The organism is Burkholderia sp. BCC1996 (assembly GCF_905339955.1).
GTDB lineage: Bacteria > Pseudomonadota > Gammaproteobacteria > Burkholderiales > Burkholderiaceae > Burkholderia.
In genome coordinates this window covers 1-14,421 of record NZ_CAJPHM010000017.1, presented here as the reverse complement: position 1 = coordinate 14,421, position 14,421 = coordinate 1, and the positions used below count along the sequence as shown (strand labels likewise).

Annotated in this window: 13 protein-coding genes and 2 tRNA genes; 9 read left to right on the top strand and 6 right to left on the bottom strand. The window is 66.6% G+C overall.

The genetic code is table 11. The annotated features are described in order from the left end of the window. Positions 1-38 precede the first annotated feature (38 nt). The 7 genes from U4Z64_RS23700 (at position 39) to U4Z64_RS23670 (ending at position 5,401) form a co-directional block, all read left to right on the top strand. Positions 39-115, top strand: a tRNA-Met gene (locus U4Z64_RS23700). 172 nt (positions 116-287) lie between these two features. After that, on the top strand, positions 288-833 hold the full coding sequence (locus U4Z64_RS23695; RefSeq protein WP_040144100.1) for an NUDIX hydrolase: 546 nt from the start codon (positions 288-290) through the stop codon (positions 831-833). 11 nt (positions 834-844) lie between these two features. Beyond that, positions 845-1,609 (top strand): leucyl/phenylalanyl-tRNA--protein transferase, encoded by a 765-nt coding sequence (aat, locus tag U4Z64_RS23690; RefSeq protein WP_044845072.1) that lies wholly within the window; start codon positions 845-847, stop codon positions 1,607-1,609. Between the two features lie 33 nt (positions 1,610-1,642). Further along, complete coding sequence (locus U4Z64_RS23685; protein ID WP_321821251.1) at positions 1,643-2,473, top strand: arginyltransferase; 831 nt, start codon at positions 1,643-1,645, stop codon at positions 2,471-2,473. 178 nt (positions 2,474-2,651) lie between these two features. Continuing rightward, positions 2,652-3,689 carry a quinone-dependent dihydroorotate dehydrogenase gene (locus U4Z64_RS23680; protein WP_321821250.1) on the top strand — a complete coding sequence of 346 codons (1,038 nt, stop codon included), beginning with the start codon at positions 2,652-2,654 and terminating at the stop codon, positions 3,687-3,689. A 102-nt stretch (positions 3,690-3,791) separates the two neighbouring features. Beyond that, entirely contained in the window at positions 3,792-4,586 is a 795-nt protein-coding gene (locus U4Z64_RS23675) for a cystine ABC transporter substrate-binding protein (protein WP_044845075.1), read from the top strand. Positions 4,587-4,708: 122 nt separating this feature from the next. Beyond that, positions 4,709-5,401 carry an amino acid ABC transporter permease gene (locus U4Z64_RS23670; protein WP_321821249.1) on the top strand — a complete coding sequence of 231 codons (693 nt, stop codon included), beginning with the start codon at positions 4,709-4,711 and terminating at the stop codon, positions 5,399-5,401. Between the two features lie 63 nt (positions 5,402-5,464). On the opposite strand, the gene U4Z64_RS23665 is transcribed toward U4Z64_RS23670, so the two are convergent. From U4Z64_RS23665 to rnr, 6 genes are all read right to left on the bottom strand, one after another. Then, positions 5,465-6,451 (bottom strand): Gfo/Idh/MocA family oxidoreductase, encoded by a 987-nt coding sequence (locus U4Z64_RS23665; RefSeq protein WP_321821248.1) that lies wholly within the window; start codon positions 6,449-6,451, stop codon positions 5,465-5,467. A gap of 101 nt (positions 6,452-6,552) precedes the next feature. Beyond that, complete coding sequence (locus U4Z64_RS23660; protein WP_044845078.1) at positions 6,553-7,269, bottom strand: FadR/GntR family transcriptional regulator; 717 nt, start codon at positions 7,267-7,269, stop codon at positions 6,553-6,555. A 284-nt stretch (positions 7,270-7,553) separates the two neighbouring features. Further along, positions 7,554-8,246: a ribose-5-phosphate isomerase RpiA gene (gene rpiA / locus U4Z64_RS23655; protein ID WP_044845079.1), complete on the bottom strand. Its 693-nt coding sequence runs from the start codon at positions 8,244-8,246 to the stop codon at positions 7,554-7,556. A 116-nt stretch (positions 8,247-8,362) separates the two neighbouring features. Continuing rightward, positions 8,363-9,235 (bottom strand): N-acetylmuramoyl-L-alanine amidase, encoded by an 873-nt coding sequence (locus U4Z64_RS23650; protein ID WP_321821247.1) that lies wholly within the window; start codon positions 9,233-9,235, stop codon positions 8,363-8,365. 102 nt (positions 9,236-9,337) lie between these two features. Then, entirely contained in the window at positions 9,338-10,081 is a 744-nt protein-coding gene (gene rlmB, locus U4Z64_RS23645) for a 23S rRNA (guanosine(2251)-2'-O)-methyltransferase RlmB (RefSeq protein WP_044845081.1), read from the bottom strand. 151 nt (positions 10,082-10,232) lie between these two features. Continuing rightward, positions 10,233-12,695 carry a ribonuclease R gene (rnr, locus tag U4Z64_RS23640; protein ID WP_044845082.1) on the bottom strand — a complete coding sequence of 821 codons (2,463 nt, stop codon included), beginning with the start codon at positions 12,693-12,695 and terminating at the stop codon, positions 10,233-10,235. A gap of 249 nt (positions 12,696-12,944) precedes the next feature. Between rnr and U4Z64_RS23635 the strand changes: the two genes are divergently transcribed. Both U4Z64_RS23635 and U4Z64_RS23630 read left to right on the top strand, forming a co-directional pair. After that, positions 12,945-13,031, top strand: a tRNA-Leu gene (locus tag U4Z64_RS23635). 336 nt (positions 13,032-13,367) lie between these two features. Continuing rightward, positions 13,368-14,357 carry an aliphatic sulfonate ABC transporter substrate-binding protein gene (locus U4Z64_RS23630; protein WP_321821246.1) on the top strand — a complete coding sequence of 330 codons (990 nt, stop codon included), beginning with the start codon at positions 13,368-13,370 and terminating at the stop codon, positions 14,355-14,357. Positions 14,358-14,421 lie beyond the last annotated feature (64 nt).

Sequence of the window (14,421 nt, the reverse complement as noted above, 5' to 3'; positions counted from 1 at the left end):
CATTCGGGTTAGTCCATATAATTCATTTCTTCGACGGACGCGGGGTGGAGCAGTCTGGCAGCTCGTCGGGCTCATAACCCGAAGGTCGTAGGTTCAAATCCTACCCCCGCAACCAACGTCCCGATTCATGCAAAAAGCCCGGCTCCGCGCCGGGCTTTTTGTTTTCCGGCGCGCGATTGCGCGCCTCGCACGTTGCGCTTCGCGCCGCACGCCGCGCACATGCGCTCGCGTTCGAGAATGCCCCGCCCCGGTGATACACTCGCATCACCTCGTCCCTTCCACTCGACATGAAATTCTGCTCCGTCTGCGGTCACGAAGTCATCGCGCGCATTCCTCCGGGCGACAACCGCGAGCGCTTCATTTGCGATCACTGCGGCACGATCCATTACCAGAATCCGCGCAACGTGGTCGGCACGGTGCCGGTCTGGGGCGATCAGGTGCTGCTGTGCCGCCGCGCGATCGAACCGCGCTACGGTTTCTGGACGCTGCCGGCAGGCTTCATGGAAATGGGCGAGACGACGGCCGAGGCCGCCGCGCGCGAAACGCTCGAGGAAGCCGGCGCACGCGTCGAGGTTCAGAACCTGTTCACGCTGCTCAACGTGCCGCACGTGCACCAGGTCCATCTGTTCTATCTGGCGCGGCTCGTCGATCCGGCTTACGAGGCCGGCGAGGAAAGCCTCGAGGTCAAGCTGTTCGACGAAGCCGACATTCCGTGGGACGAGATCGCGTTCCCGACCGTCAGCCAGACGCTGCGCTTCTTCTTCGCCGATCGCGCCGCCGGCGACTACGGCGTCCACACCGGCGATATCTTCCGCTCGCTGCGCAACGGCTGAGCCCGCGCCTCATGGTCCCCTGGCTCGGCCCGGACGATCCGTTCCCGCCCGTCGAACGCGCGCTCGGCCCCGCGACCGGCGCGCCGGGGCTGCTCGCCGCGAGCGCCGACCTGCTGCCGTCCCGCCTGATCGAGGCCTACCTGCGCGGCATCTTCCCGTGGTATTCGGACGGCCAGCCCGTGCTGTGGTGGAGCCCCGACCCGCGGATGATCCTCGCGCCGGCCGAATTCAAGGTGTCCCCGTCGCTGCGCAAGACGCTCAAGCGCGTGCTGCGCGACCCCGCGTGGGAAGTGCGCGTCGACCATGACTTTCCGGGCGTGATGCGCGCATGTGCGCAAGCGCCGCGCCGCGGGCAGCGCGGCACCTGGATCACGGCCGAGATCATCGACGCGTATTCGTCGCTCTACCGTTCCGGCAACGCGCACAGCATCGAGGCGTGGCACGACGGGCGACGCGTGGGCGGGCTCTACGGCGTCGCGTTCGGGCGGATGTTTTTCGGCGAATCGATGTATGCGGATGTCACCGATGCGTCGAAGATCGCGCTGGCGACGCTCGTCGCCCACCTTCGCGAGCAGGGGCTGGAGATGATAGACTGCCAGCAGAATACGTCGCATCTAGCGTCGCTCGGTGGCCGCGAGATCGCACGCAAGGCCTTTGTCGCTCACGTGCGCCGCGCGGTAGCCGAACCGCCGATTCCGTGGCAGTTCGACAAGCGTGTGCTCGCCATGCTGACGAGCCCTGCCGAACCGGCCGCCCCCTCCGGGATCGAGCGCTAGCGCGGCACTCCCTCCCTGCATCGAGAGCTGCCCATGACTCACCCGACTGAGCTGCCGCTTTCACCGCTTTCGGCGCTGCAATTCTATGCAACGGCGCCCTATCCGTGCAGCTATCTGGACGGCCGCGTCGCGCGCTCGCAAGTCGCGACGCCGAGCCACCTGATCAATTCCGACATCTATACCGAGCTCGTGAAGGCCGGCTTCCGGCGCTCGGGCGTGTTCACCTATCGCCCGTACTGCGACGGCTGCCGTGCCTGCGTGCCGGTGCGCGTGCCGGTCGGCGCGTTCACGCCGTCGCGCACCCAGCGCCGGATGTGGAAGCGGCACCGCGCGCTCGTCGCGACGGTCTCGCCGCTGCACTACGACGAGGAGCACTACGCGCTCTACATGCGCTACCAGTCGGCGCGCCACGCGGGCGGCGGCATGGATCGCGACAGCCGCGACCAGTACGAGCAGTTCCTGCTGCAGAGCCGGATCAATTCGCGCCTCGTCGAATTCCGCGACCTCGACGCGCCGGGCGGCGAGCCCGGCAAGCTGCGCATGGTCAGCATGATCGACATCCTCGGCGACGGACTGTCGTCGGTCTATACGTTCTTCGAGCCGGACGAGCCGCATACGAGCTACGGCACGTACAACATCCTGTGGCAGATCGAGCAGGCGAAGAGCCTCGGCCTGCCGTACGTGTATCTCGGCTACTGGATCCGCGAGAGCCCGAAGATGGCCTACAAGGCCAACTTCCATCCGCTCGAAGGGTTGCTCGACGGCCGCTGGAAAATACTCGATCCGGATCGCATCGACCTGCCGCCGGTCGACGCGGCACTCGCCCGCGCGCCGCTGCCGGGCGGACATTCCGGGTCGGGCTGACAGGCCATCCCGCAGCGCGGCGGCGCGCCTGCAACGGGCACCCTGCGGCCCTTGCACGCGTTGCCGCGCGGCACAAGCGGTGCCACCGGCCGCGCATGCGAAGCGAAGCCCGCCCTTGCCGCGCAACTCCCGGTAAAATAGCGGGTTGTCATTCATTCCGGCCGTCCGCCCAATTCCCGTGTTCAGTTCCCTCTATCCGCTGGCCCGCGCATCCCTGTTCAAGATGGATGCGGAAGACGCTCACCACCTCACGCTGCGCGCGCTCGGCGCGGCCGGCCGCACGGGCCTCGCCTGCGCGCTGTCGGCCCGCGTGCCCGATGCGCCGCGCACCGTGATGGGGCTCACGTTCCGCAACCCGGTCGGCCTCGCCGCCGGCCTCGACAAGGACGGTGCGGCCATCGACGGCCTCGCGGCGCTCGGCTTCGGCTTCATCGAGGTCGGCACGGTCACGCCGCGCCCGCAGCCAGGCAATCCGCGCCCGCGGATGTTCCGCCTGCCGCAGGCGGAAGCGCTGATCAACCGGATGGGCTTCAACAACCACGGCGTCGATCAGTTCGTGAAGAACGTCCAGGCGGCCCGCTATCGCGGCATCCTCGGCCTGAACATCGGCAAGAACGCCGACACGCCGATCGAACGCGCCGCGGAAGACTATCTCTACTGCCTCGAGCGCGTGTATCCGTTCGCAAGCTACGTGACGATCAACATTTCGTCGCCGAACACGAAGAACCTGCGCCAGCTGCAGGGCGCGGGCGAACTCGACGCGCTGCTCGCCGCGCTGAAGGACAAGCAGCAACGCCTCGCCGACCTGCACGGCAAGCTCGTGCCGCTCGCGCTGAAGATCGCGCCCGATCTCGACGACGAACAGGTCAAGGAAATCGCCGACACGCTGCTGCGCCACAAGATCGAGGCGGTCATCGCCACCAACACGACGCTGTCGCGTGCGGCCGTGCAGGGCCTGCCGCACGCGGACGAAGCCGGCGGCCTGTCGGGCCGTCCGGTGTTCGATGCGTCCAACGAAGTGATCCGCAAGCTGCATGCCGAAGTCGGCAGCGCGGTGCCGATCATCGGCGTCGGCGGCATCTTCTCGGGCGAGGACGCGCGCGCGAAGCTCGCGGCCGGCGCGTCGCTCGTCCAGCTGTACACGGGCTTCATCTATCGCGGCCCCGCGCTCGTCGCCGAGTGCGTGAAGGCGATCGCGCGCGAACGCGCCGTGTGATATAGCCATAAACAAACGATATTTAATGGTCGATTGTATTTTTGCTATGATCGACCCCACAGTCAGAATCAAGCGCCCCGCTGGGGCAAGGAAGCTCACACGATGAAAATTTCGCTGCTGAAGAAGCTGCTGGTCGCCGGCCTGATCGGCACGTCGTTCGCCGCCGCCACCGCGCAGGCGGCCGACCTCCTCGACCAGGTGAAACAACGCGGCACGCTGCGCGTCGGCCTCGAAGGCACGTTCCCGCCGTTCAACTCGAAGAACCCGCAAGGCGAACTCGTCGGCTTCGACGTCGACATCGCGAATGCCGTCGCCGCGAAGCTCGGCGTGAAGGCCGAGTTCGTCACGACCGAATGGAGCGGCATCATCGCGGGCCTGCAGGCCGGCAAGTTCGACGTGATCGCCAACCAGGTCGGCATCACCGACAAGCGCAAGGAAACGCTCGACTTCTCGCCCGCGTACACCTATTCGTCCGCCCAGCTGATCCAGCGCAAGGACGACACGCGCCAGTTCAAGTCGCTCGACGACCTCAAGGGCAAGAAGCTCGGCGTCGCGCTCGGCACGAACTACATGGACATGGCGAAGTCGGTGCCCGGCATCGACGTGAAGACCTACCCGGGCGCGCCCGAGTACCTGCGCGACCTCGCGGCCGGCCGTCTCGACGCGGCACTCAACGACCGCCTGATGCTCGCGTACCTGACGAAGAACTCGCAACTGCCGCTGCGCCCGGGCGCGAACGTCGGCTCGGCGAATCCGTCGGGCATCCCGTTCAAGAAGGGCAACCCGAAGTTCCAGAAGGCGATCGACGACGCGATGGCGCAACTCGAGGCCGACGGCACGTTCACGAAGATCTCGGACAAGTGGTTCGGCATCGACGTGACGAAGCCGGTCAAGTAAGCACGCCTCTGCTTCCCGCCTGACGGCGGGCCGGAAAGGGCGGCATCCGAAACGATGCCGCCCTTTGTTTTATCGGTCCGGTTTATGATTGCGCTTTCGCGCACGCATTCGATTCGTATTCCATGTCGACAACGTCCCTGCTCGTCCAATCGCTGCCGGTGCTCGCCCAGGGTGCCGTACTGACCGTCAAGTTCGCCGTGCTGTCGATGGTGTTCGGCCTGCTCGGCGCCGTCGTGCTCGCGATGATGGGCATCCGGCAAAGCGAACCGCTCGACGGCTTCGAACGCATCTGGGTCAACGCGCTCGCGGGGCTCGCGCGCGCCTACGTGAGCCTGATGCGCGGCACGCCGCTGCTCGTGCAGATCTTCGTCATCTATTACGGACTGCCGAGCCTCGGCATCTCGCTCGACCCGACACCGGCCGGCGTGATCGCGCTCTCCGCGAACGTCGCCGCTTACATGTCCGAAAGCATGCGCGGCGCGATCAACGGGATCGCGCGCGGCCAATGGCTGGCCGCCTACAGCCTCGGGCTGTCGTGGGGGCAGACGCTGCGCTACGTGATCGGCCCGCAGGCGCTGCGCATCGCGGTGCCGAGCCTGTCGAACAGCCTGATCAGCCTGATCAAGGACACGTCGCTCGTGTCCGTCATCACCGTGACCGAACTGCTGCGCAGCGCGCAGGAAGTGATCGCGGCGACCTACCAGCCGTTGCCGCTGTACCTGGCCGCCGCCGCGGTCTACTGGGTGCTGTGCCAGATCCTCGAATGGGTCCAGCGCTGGTACGAAAAGCGCCTGTCGCTGCCCGCGCGGCACTGAGCACGTCGCCTCTCGCGCCGGGCCGCGGATGCGCGCCCGGCTCCGCCTTCCCGTCCTTCCCGCCTACTCGCCCGAATAGCGCACGCCGAGCGCCGCGCGTGCCGCATCGGTCATCGCGATCATGCGCCGCGAATGGTCGTGCGTCATGATCGGGCTCTCGAGTTCGCCCGTGCGCAGCAGGTCGCAGAAATGCGCGGTCTCGTAGTTCAGGCCGCCGCCGTCGACCGGCGCGTCGAGTTCGACCGTGCGCCCGTCCGCATAGCGGATCGTCGCCCGCGCGGGGTTCCACCACTTCTCGTGAATCGTCACGTGCCCGCCTGCTGCTGCGATCAGCGCATCGCCGCGTCCCATCACGTCGAGCCCGCAGAAGAGCTGCGCAATGCCGCCGTTCGCGTGACGGCTGTTCAGGCTCGCGAACACGTCGACACCCGTCGCGCCGATGCGGCCGAGCGTCTGCACGTCGACTGCCGCGCCGAGCCAGTCGACCGCGAGAAACGCTTCGTAGATCCCGATGTCGAGCAGCGCGCCGCCGGCGCGGTCGAGCCGATAGACGGAATGATCGTCCGGCACCGACGACGACGCGCAGCCCGCGCGCACGAGCCTGATCTCGCCGATCGGATCGTCATGCAGATGCGCGCGCAACCGACGATACAACGGAAAGAACGGCGGCTTCATCGCTTCCATGAAGAGCCGGCCGGCCGTGCGTGCCGCATCCAGCACGGCATCGAGCTGCGTCGCGTTCAGCGTCGCGGGTTTTTCGCACAGCACGGCCTTGCCGGCGGCGAGCGCCGCTTGCGCGTAGTGCGCGTGACTGTCGTGGAGGGTCGCGATATAGATCGCGTCGATGTCGCTCGCGAGGAGCGCGTCGAGGCTGGCGGCAGGCGTGCCGCCGCAGCTGTCGCAGAAAGCGGTTGCCGCATTGGCGCGGCGCGCCCACACGCCGGCAAGCGTGGCACCCGGCACGTGCGCGAGGCTTTGCGCGAAACGGCGTGCGATGCTGCCTGCGCCGACGATGCCGAAGCGCACCGGGCGGTTGTCGAATTCGTTCATCCGGATCTTCCGTGTCGGTCGTATGACGGTGGCCGGCACGCTGCCGGCCGGCCGTCATGATAAACGGCTCGCCGGCACAGGGATAAGCGACGCGCGCCGATTCAGGCGCGCACCGGCACGTCGACGGAGAAATCGCGCGAGATCTCGTCGGCGCTGAAATCGATCAGGGCGAGCGACGCCGCCTCGGCTTCGCGCGGATCGCGGCGTTCGATCGCATCGACGACGCGCGCATGCGCCTTCACCGCGATGTCGTGCGCACCGTCCTTCTGCGCGACGCGCGGATTCACGAGCCGCACAGCGCCGCGCACGATCGCCGCCATCTGCTGGAAGAACTGGTTGCCGCTCGCCTGGACGATTCGCGTGTGCAGCAGTTCGTCCGCCGTGTCGTAACCGGGGTCGCCCGGTTGCAACACCTTGAACGCTTCGAACGCCTCGCGGATGCCCGCGATGTCGGCCGCCGTCGCACGGACCGCCGCCTGCGCGGTCGCGCGCGGTTCGATCAGCATCCGGAATTCGATGACGTCGCGCATGAACTGCGGATCCGGCTTCGCACGAAACCGCCAGCTCACCACGTCTTCATCGATCATGCGCCAGTCGCGCATCGGCCGAACGCGCGTACCGACTTTCGGACGCACGTCGAGCATGTCGCGCGCGAGCAACATCGACAATGCTTCGCGCATCACCGTGCGACTCACGTCGAACTCTTTCGACAGCACATCCTGCGGCGGCAGAATGCCGCCGTACTTGTCCTCGACGATACCTGCGACAAGCCCATCCATCACTTTGGCGACCAGTGACCGGTCTTTGCCCTGCTCCATGACACCTCCCCGTGCGTCGATTTGCGAACACCTGCTCCGCAGTTCCGCCGGCCCTGGTTACGACTGTTCTTATGATCTATAAGTTGATGAGTTCGGGGATATTTCGCTATCTGGTAAACACCTGACAGGGTTATCCCTCTTTTTGATGCGGTTGATTTATAAGGCTTCAAAAAAAGCCCGGAAAGCGCGCTGCGCTTGCCGGGCCGGGCTTTCCACGAAGTTTGAACATGCAATCCATTACGGCATCCGGATGCCATTACGGACTGCTTCTCATTCAGTTTCGATTAATCGGGATAAACGATCGTTTCAACGCCGTTTGCCGTGCCGAGCAGGCACAGATTCGCGCCGCGCGCGGCGAACAGGCCGACCGTTACGACGCCCGGCCATGCGTTGACCTGCGCCTCGAAACCGCGCGGATCGGTGATTTGCAACCCCTTGACGTCGATGATCTCGTTGCCGTTGTCGGTGATGTACGGCGCGCCGTCCTTCGTCACGCGCAGCACCGGCACGCCGCCCAGCGCGGTCACGCGCCGGCCGATCGCCGTGCGTGCCATCGGCACGACCTCGATCGGCAGCGGGAATGCGCCGAGCACCGGCACGCGCTTGCTGCCGTCCGCGATGCAGACGAACGTATCGGCCACCGACGCGACGATCTTTTCGCGCGTCAATGCGCCGCCGCCGCCCTTGATCATTGCACCGCTTGCGTCGATCTCGTCGGCGCCGTCGACGTACACCTGCAGCGATTCGACCTCGTTCAGGTCGAACACCTTGATACCGTGCGATTTCAGGCGTTCGGTGGTCGCGATGGAGCTCGACACGGCGCCGCGATAGCGCGACTTGACGGCCGCGAGCGCGTCGATGAAGCAGTTGGCGGTCGAGCCGGTGCCGACGCCGATCACGGCGCCTTCCGGCACGTTCTGGATCACATAATCGGCGGCCGCCTGGCCGACCAGGCGTTTGAGTTCGTCTTGAGTCATGGGGGTGGGAATACAGCGGGATTGCGGAAAACCGCCAGTTTACCGGACTCGGGAGACGACCCGGGCATTTTCGGTGCGGGTGCCGGCGCTGCGATCGGCGCCGGGCACGCCGGCGATCACGGCGCGCCGGTGGCGGATGCGTCGCCCGCCGGCGGCGTGGCGGAGAAATACTTGTCGAGCAGCGCCTGTGCGATCGCATCGGTTTCGGCGTCCGGATCGCCCGCATAGTCGGCCGGCCGGAAATGCATCTGGAACACCGCGAACACGCGTCGCGTGCGGGTGTCGAGCACGCCGTCGGCCGGCACGTCGTAGCCGTAGCGCGCGAGCTTCAGCTGCAGTTCGCGCACGTCGACGAGCGCGTGCGGATCGCGGCCGCCGAGCCGGGCGGCCACGGTCGCATCGTCCGGCCACGCGCCGACACCGGCTTGCGCGAGCGCATGCCACGGAAACAGCGGCCCCGGATCGATCTTGCGTTGCGGCGCGATGTCGCTGTGCCCGACCACGCGCGTCGGCGGAATCCGGTAGCGCGCGACGACATCTTTCGACAGACGGATCAGCGCATCGACCTGTTCGGGCGGATACGGCTGCCACGTGCGGTTTTGCGGATCGAGCGGGCCGCGATTCACGTTCTCGATGCCGATCGACGCTGCGTTGAGCTCGGTCGTGCCCTGCCATTCGCTGATGCCCGCCTGCCATGCGCGTTCCGATTCGGGCACGAGTTGGTAGACCACCGGCATCCCGCGTTCGATGCGCGGTTGCGGCGGCACGACGTAGTGCGCGCTGACCGAATCGCCCGTCAGCGTGCGCAGCGATTTCGCTTCGTCGCTTTCGGTGTAATGCATCACGAGAAAGCGGATCCGCGAATCGGCGCCGCGTGCGTGCAGGCTCGTGTCGGCGTAGTAAGTGCCGCGCCCGACCAGTGACGGCGACGTGCAGGCGGCCAGCAGGCCGAGGATGGCGCACGATGCGCCGAGGCGAAACAGGGTCATGTTCGCGAGTTCCGGGAGGCGCGTGCCGCGCGCAGTCGCGGCACGCGTCGTGCGGGTCGTGACGGCCCGCGCAGCGCGCGAGACCGCGCGTCAGCCCGTGTATCAGCCCTTCACGCGCCGCTGCCGCACCGCTTCATACAGGCACACGCCGCTCGCGACCGACACGTTCAGGCTTTCCACGCTGCCGGCCATCGGGATGCTCATCACTTCGTCGCAGGTGTCGCGCGTGAGCCGGCGCATGCCTTCGCCTTCCGCACCCATCACGATGGCGACGGGACCGTCGAGCTTCGTGTCGTACAGCGTGCCCGACGCCTCGTCCGACGTACCGATGACCCACACGCCCGCGTCCTTCAGCTCGCGCAGCGCGCGGGCGAGGTTCGTGACCGTGATGTACGGCACCGTGTCGGCCGCGCCGCTCGCGACCTTCGCCGCGGTCGCGTTCAGGCCGACCGCGCGGTCGCGCGGCGCGATCACCGCATGCGCGCCGGCCGAATCGGCGACACGCAGGCATGCGCCGAGGTTGTGCGGATCGGTGACGCCGTCGAGCACCAGCAGCAGCGCCGGGCCCTGGATGCCGTCGAGCAGCTCGGACAGGTTCTGTGCGAGCGGAACATCCTCGACGCGCGCCACGACGCCCTGGTGGCGCTCGGTATGCGCGAGGCCCCACAGGCGGGTTTCATCGGCCGCAATCAGCCGCACGCCCGCTTCCTTCGCGGCGTGCAGGAAGTCCTGCATGCGGCGGTCGCGGCGCGTCTGGTCGTACAGCACCTCCGCAACCGTCGACGCATCGTGCCGCAAACGTGCGGTCACCGCATGAAAACCGTAAAGAACCTTCAGACGAGACATGACTGGAACAACCTTCGATCAAACGTGCGGCCGCGCGACGTGCGCAGCCGCGATCCATGGAAAAGGAAAGCGCCGCGTTGCCGGCCGGTGACCGGTCAAGCGCGGCGTCTCTCGATACTGCAAGGGCGTGCGCGTGCGCCGCCCCGAACGCTCAATACTTCTTGCGGGCGTGCACCTTCTTCGCGGCCGTCTTCGCCGCCGCACCGCCCTTCTTCTTCGCGGCACGCGCGGCGCGCGCCTCCTTCACCGCAACGGTCGGTGCGCTGGCCGCCTTCTTGCGGCGCGGCGCGGCGTCCTCCACCGGCGGCAACGCACGCACGCGCGGGCCGCCGCGATCGTTACCGTTGCCGGCGACAGCCGGCGCCGGTGCCGGACGCGGCGCCTTCACCGGCGTGTCGCGCACGAGGCGGAAGTCGATCTTGCGTGCGTCGAGATCGACGCGGCTCACCTGCACGCGCACGCGATCCGACAGGCGATAACGGATGCCCGTGCGCTCGCCGCGCAGCTCGTTCTTGATCTCGTCGTACTGGAAGTAGTCCGAGCCGAGTTCCGTGACGTGCACGAGCCCTTCGATGAACAGCGTATCGAGCTGCACGAAGATGCCGAACGACGTGACGCCGTTCACCATCCCGCCGTACTCCTCGCCGAGCTTGTCGCGCATGAAGTAGCACTTGAGCCAGGCCTCGACGTCGCGCGACGCTTCGTCGGCACGGCGCTCGTTCGCCGAGCAGTGCAGGCCGAGTTCTTCCCAGATCGCCGTGTTCGAGCGCGAACGGCCGCGCGCTTCGTCGTCGGCCTGCTGCATCGCGCGGGCGCGCGGCGACAGCGCGGTGTTCAGCTCGAAGCCGTCCGGCGCCTTCGGCACGTACTTCTTGCCGGACAGGATCGCGTAGATCGCGCGGTGCGTGAGCAGGTCGGGATAGCGGCGGATCGGGCTCGTGAAGTGCGCGTACGCCTCGTACGCGAGACCGAAGTGGCCGATGTTGTCCGGGCTGTAGACGGCCTGCTGCATCGAGCGCAGCAGCATCGGCTGCAGCATCTGCGCGTCGGGCCGGTCGCGGATCTGCGCCATCAGCGCCGCGTAGTCGCTCGCATGCGGCTTGTCGCCGCCGCCGAGCGAGAGGCCCATCCCGCGCAGGAACGCGCGCAGGTTCTCGAGCTTCTCCGGCGTCGGCCCCGCGTGCACGCGGTACAGGCCCGGGTGCTTGTGGCGCTTCAGGAAATCGGCCGCGCACACGTTCGCGGCCAGCATGCATTCCTCGATCAGCTTGTGCGCATCGTTGCGCTGACGCGGGACGATCTGCTCGATCTTGCCTTGCGAGTTGCAGACGATGTAGGTCTCGGTCGTGTCGAAGTCGATCGCGCCGCGCTTCTGGCGTGCGGCGAACAGCGCCTTGTAGACGCCGTACAGATCCTGCAGGTGCGGCAGCAGGTCCGCGCGGCGCGCGGCCTCCGGCCCCTTCGTGTTCGACAGCACGGCCGCGACTTCGGTGTACGTGAGGCGCGCGGCCGAATGGATCACGGCCGGATAGAACTGGTACGCCTTGATCTCGCCGCGCGCGGTAATCACCATGTCGCACGCGAGCACGCAGCGATCGACCTGCGGGTTCAGCGAACAGAGGCCGTTCGACAGCTTCTCCGGCAGCATCGGGATCACGCGGCGCGGGAAGTAGACCGACGTACTGCGCTCGAGCGCGTCGGCATCGAGCCCGCTGCCCGGCTGCACGTAGTGCGACACGTCGGCGATCGCGACGATCAGGCGGAAGCCGTCGCCGCGGCCGACCTTGGTCGGCTCGCAGTAGACGGCATCGTCGAAGTCGCGGGCATCCTCGCCGTCGATCGTCACGAGCGGCACGTCGCGCAGGTCGACGCGGAAGCGCAGGTCGGTCGGCCGCACCTTGTCCGGCAGCGCGGCGGCTTCGTCGAGCGCCGGCTGGCTGAATTCGTGCGGCACGCCGTACTTGCGCACGGCGATCTCGATTTCCATGCCCGGATCGTCGATGTCGCCGAGCACTTCGACGACGCGGCCGAGCGGCTGCGAATGGCGGCTCGGGAAGTCGGTCAGTTCGACGACGACGACCTGCCCGACCTTCGCCTTCTTCACGTTCTGCGTGATCAGGATGTCGTGGCCGATGCGCTTGTCTTCGGGGGCGACGATCAGCGCGCCGTTCTCGTTGAGCAGGCGGCCGATCACGCGCTTGTTCGCGCGCTCGGTGACTTCGACGACGTGCCCTTCCGGCCGGCCGCGGCGATCGTAGCCGACGATCCGCGCGAGCACGCGGTCGTTGTGCATGACCTTCTGCATTTCGCCGTTCGGCAGGAACAGGTCGTCCTGGCCGTCGTCGCGGATCACGAACCCGTAGCCGTCGCGATGGCCCTGCACGCGGCCGGCAACGAAGTTCGACGGATGGGTGAGCTGGTAGTGGCCGCGCTTGTCGAGGCGGATCTGGCCGTCGCGTTCCATCGCGGCGACACGCCGGAAGAACCCCTCGCGCTCCTGACGCTTGATCGACAGCGCTTCGGCGATGTCGTTGGCTGCCAGCGGCGCGTCGCTCGTACGCAGCACGCCGAGAATTTCTTCACGGCTCGGAATGGGGTACGGATATTTGCTCAAGGGTTTGTCGATGATTGTTCTCGTTGCGTTGACTGATGGTGCACGGCATCAACATAGAAGTGTCCGTCAGACAGTTCTATAGTGACGGCGGCGGATCATTCTATCACCCGCCTGTGTTGCCAAATGACGCGAATGCCGCGTGCAGGCGCCGCAGCGGCCGGTTTGCGGCGCATCGCAAAAAAGTGTTGACACGGATAATTGGGGCGCTATAATTTCGCTTCTTTGCAGCAAGCAGCTACTGCAAAACGTGCCCAGGTGGCGGAATTGGTAGACGCACTAGGTTCAGGTCCTAGCGGTGGCAACATCGTGGAGGTTCGAGTCCTCTCCTGGGCACCACTTATTTAAAAAAGGTCGGCTTCTGCCGGCCTTTTTCTTTTTCAGGCCCAGGAAGCAAAGCGCCTGCGCGCTTTGCGCGAGGACTCGAAAGGCTGCGCTTGCAAGCGCAGCCGGGGTCGCGCTCGTGTGACCGAGTCCTCTCCTGGGCACCATCTGTTTTTTGAAAAGGTCGGCTTCTAGCCGGCCTTTTTTCATTTCCGGCCGCACATTGCGCGTACCGTGCCGCGCCATATGCCCGCCACTCCGATCGATAGCAGAATTAATCGGTTATCGATTGCCCTCCCCGTTGGTACGTTAGCCGCCTCGCTTTCAACGAACCCGACGAGGAACCACCCCATGACGTCGATGAACCGCCGCGCGTTCGCGCGCGCGATGCTGGCCGCCGGCCTGAGCGTCGCCGGCATCCGGACGCACGCCGAGAACGCGCCCTCCACGTTGCGCATCGGATACCAGAAATCGTCGACGCTCATTACGCTGCTCAAGACGCGCGGCACGCTGGAGCAGTCGCTTGCGACGCTCGGCCTGCGCGTGTCGTGGCATGAATTCGCGAGCGGCTTGCCGCTGACCGAAGCGCTCAACGTCGGCGCGGTCGATTTCAGTGCCGACGTGGCCGACACCGTTCCCGTCTTCGCGCAGGCCGCGCATGCGCGCTTCGTATACGTCGCGCAGGAAGCGCCGTCACCGAAAGCGCAGGCCATCATCGTCAAGCGCGACAGCGCGCTGCGCACGCTCGCCGATCTCAAGGGCAAGCGCATCGCCGTCACGAAGGCAGCCGGCAGCCACTACCTGCTGCTTGCCGCACTCGCGCGCGCAAAGCTCACCCCCGCCGACGCCGCAATCCACTACCTGACGCCGGCCGACGGCCGCGCGGCGTTCGAGCGCGGCAGCGTCGATGCATGGATCACCTGGGACCCGTATGTCGCATCGGTCGACGCGAATCCCGACGTGCGGATTCTGGCCGACGGCGACGGGCTTGCGTCGTACCAACGCTATTACCTGGCGTCGAGCAGCTTTGCCGTCGTGCGCCCCGACGTCATCCAGATCGTGTTCGACCAGTTGTCGCAAGCCGGCACCTGGCTGCGCGAACATCAGCAGGAGGCCGCCAATACCCTCGCCCCGATCTGGGGACTCGACGCGAAGACGATCGAGCGCGCGAACGCGCGACGCAGCTATCTCGTGCGCACCGTGGCCACGCAGAACTTCGGTGAGCAGCAGAAGATCGCCGATACGTTCCTCGCGGCCGGTTTGCTGCCCGCCCGCGTCGACACGGGTGAAGCGCTGCGCTGGAATTTCGCGGCAAAGCGTGCGGAGCCGATCGGCGCCTGATGCCCGGAACCTGCAACGCGCGATAATTTTGATCGCGATCGAAAAATTGTGTTGACAGATGCTC

What these genes read in the sequence shown, in the direction of transcription:
- U4Z64_RS23665 (WP_321821248.1), bottom strand. Translation starts at nt 6,451, where the DNA reads ATGAACGAATTCGACAACCGCCCGGTGCGCTTCGGCATCGTCGGCGCA.
- U4Z64_RS23660 (WP_044845078.1), bottom strand. Translation starts at nt 7,269, where the DNA reads ATGGAGCAGGGCAAAGACCGGTCACTGGTCGCCAAAGTGATGGATGGG.
- U4Z64_RS23650 (WP_321821247.1), bottom strand. Translation starts at nt 9,235, where the DNA reads ATGACCCTGTTTCGCCTCGGCGCATCGTGCGCCATCCTCGGCCTGCTG.
- rlmB (WP_044845081.1), bottom strand. Translation starts at nt 10,081, where the DNA reads ATGTCTCGTCTGAAGGTTCTTTACGGTTTTCATGCGGTGACCGCACGT.
- U4Z64_RS23675 (WP_044845075.1), top strand. Translation starts at nt 3,792, where the DNA reads ATGAAAATTTCGCTGCTGAAGAAGCTGCTGGTCGCCGGCCTGATCGGC.
- aat (WP_044845072.1), top strand. Translation starts at nt 845, where the DNA reads ATGGTCCCCTGGCTCGGCCCGGACGATCCGTTCCCGCCCGTCGAACGC.
- U4Z64_RS23685 (WP_321821251.1), top strand. Translation starts at nt 1,643, where the DNA reads ATGACTCACCCGACTGAGCTGCCGCTTTCACCGCTTTCGGCGCTGCAA.
- U4Z64_RS23695 (WP_040144100.1), top strand. Translation starts at nt 288, where the DNA reads ATGAAATTCTGCTCCGTCTGCGGTCACGAAGTCATCGCGCGCATTCCT.
- U4Z64_RS23630 (WP_321821246.1), top strand. Translation starts at nt 13,368, where the DNA reads ATGACGTCGATGAACCGCCGCGCGTTCGCGCGCGCGATGCTGGCCGCC.
- rpiA (WP_044845079.1), bottom strand. Translation starts at nt 8,246, where the DNA reads ATGACTCAAGACGAACTCAAACGCCTGGTCGGCCAGGCGGCCGCCGAT.
- U4Z64_RS23670 (WP_321821249.1), top strand. Translation starts at nt 4,709, where the DNA reads ATGTCGACAACGTCCCTGCTCGTCCAATCGCTGCCGGTGCTCGCCCAG.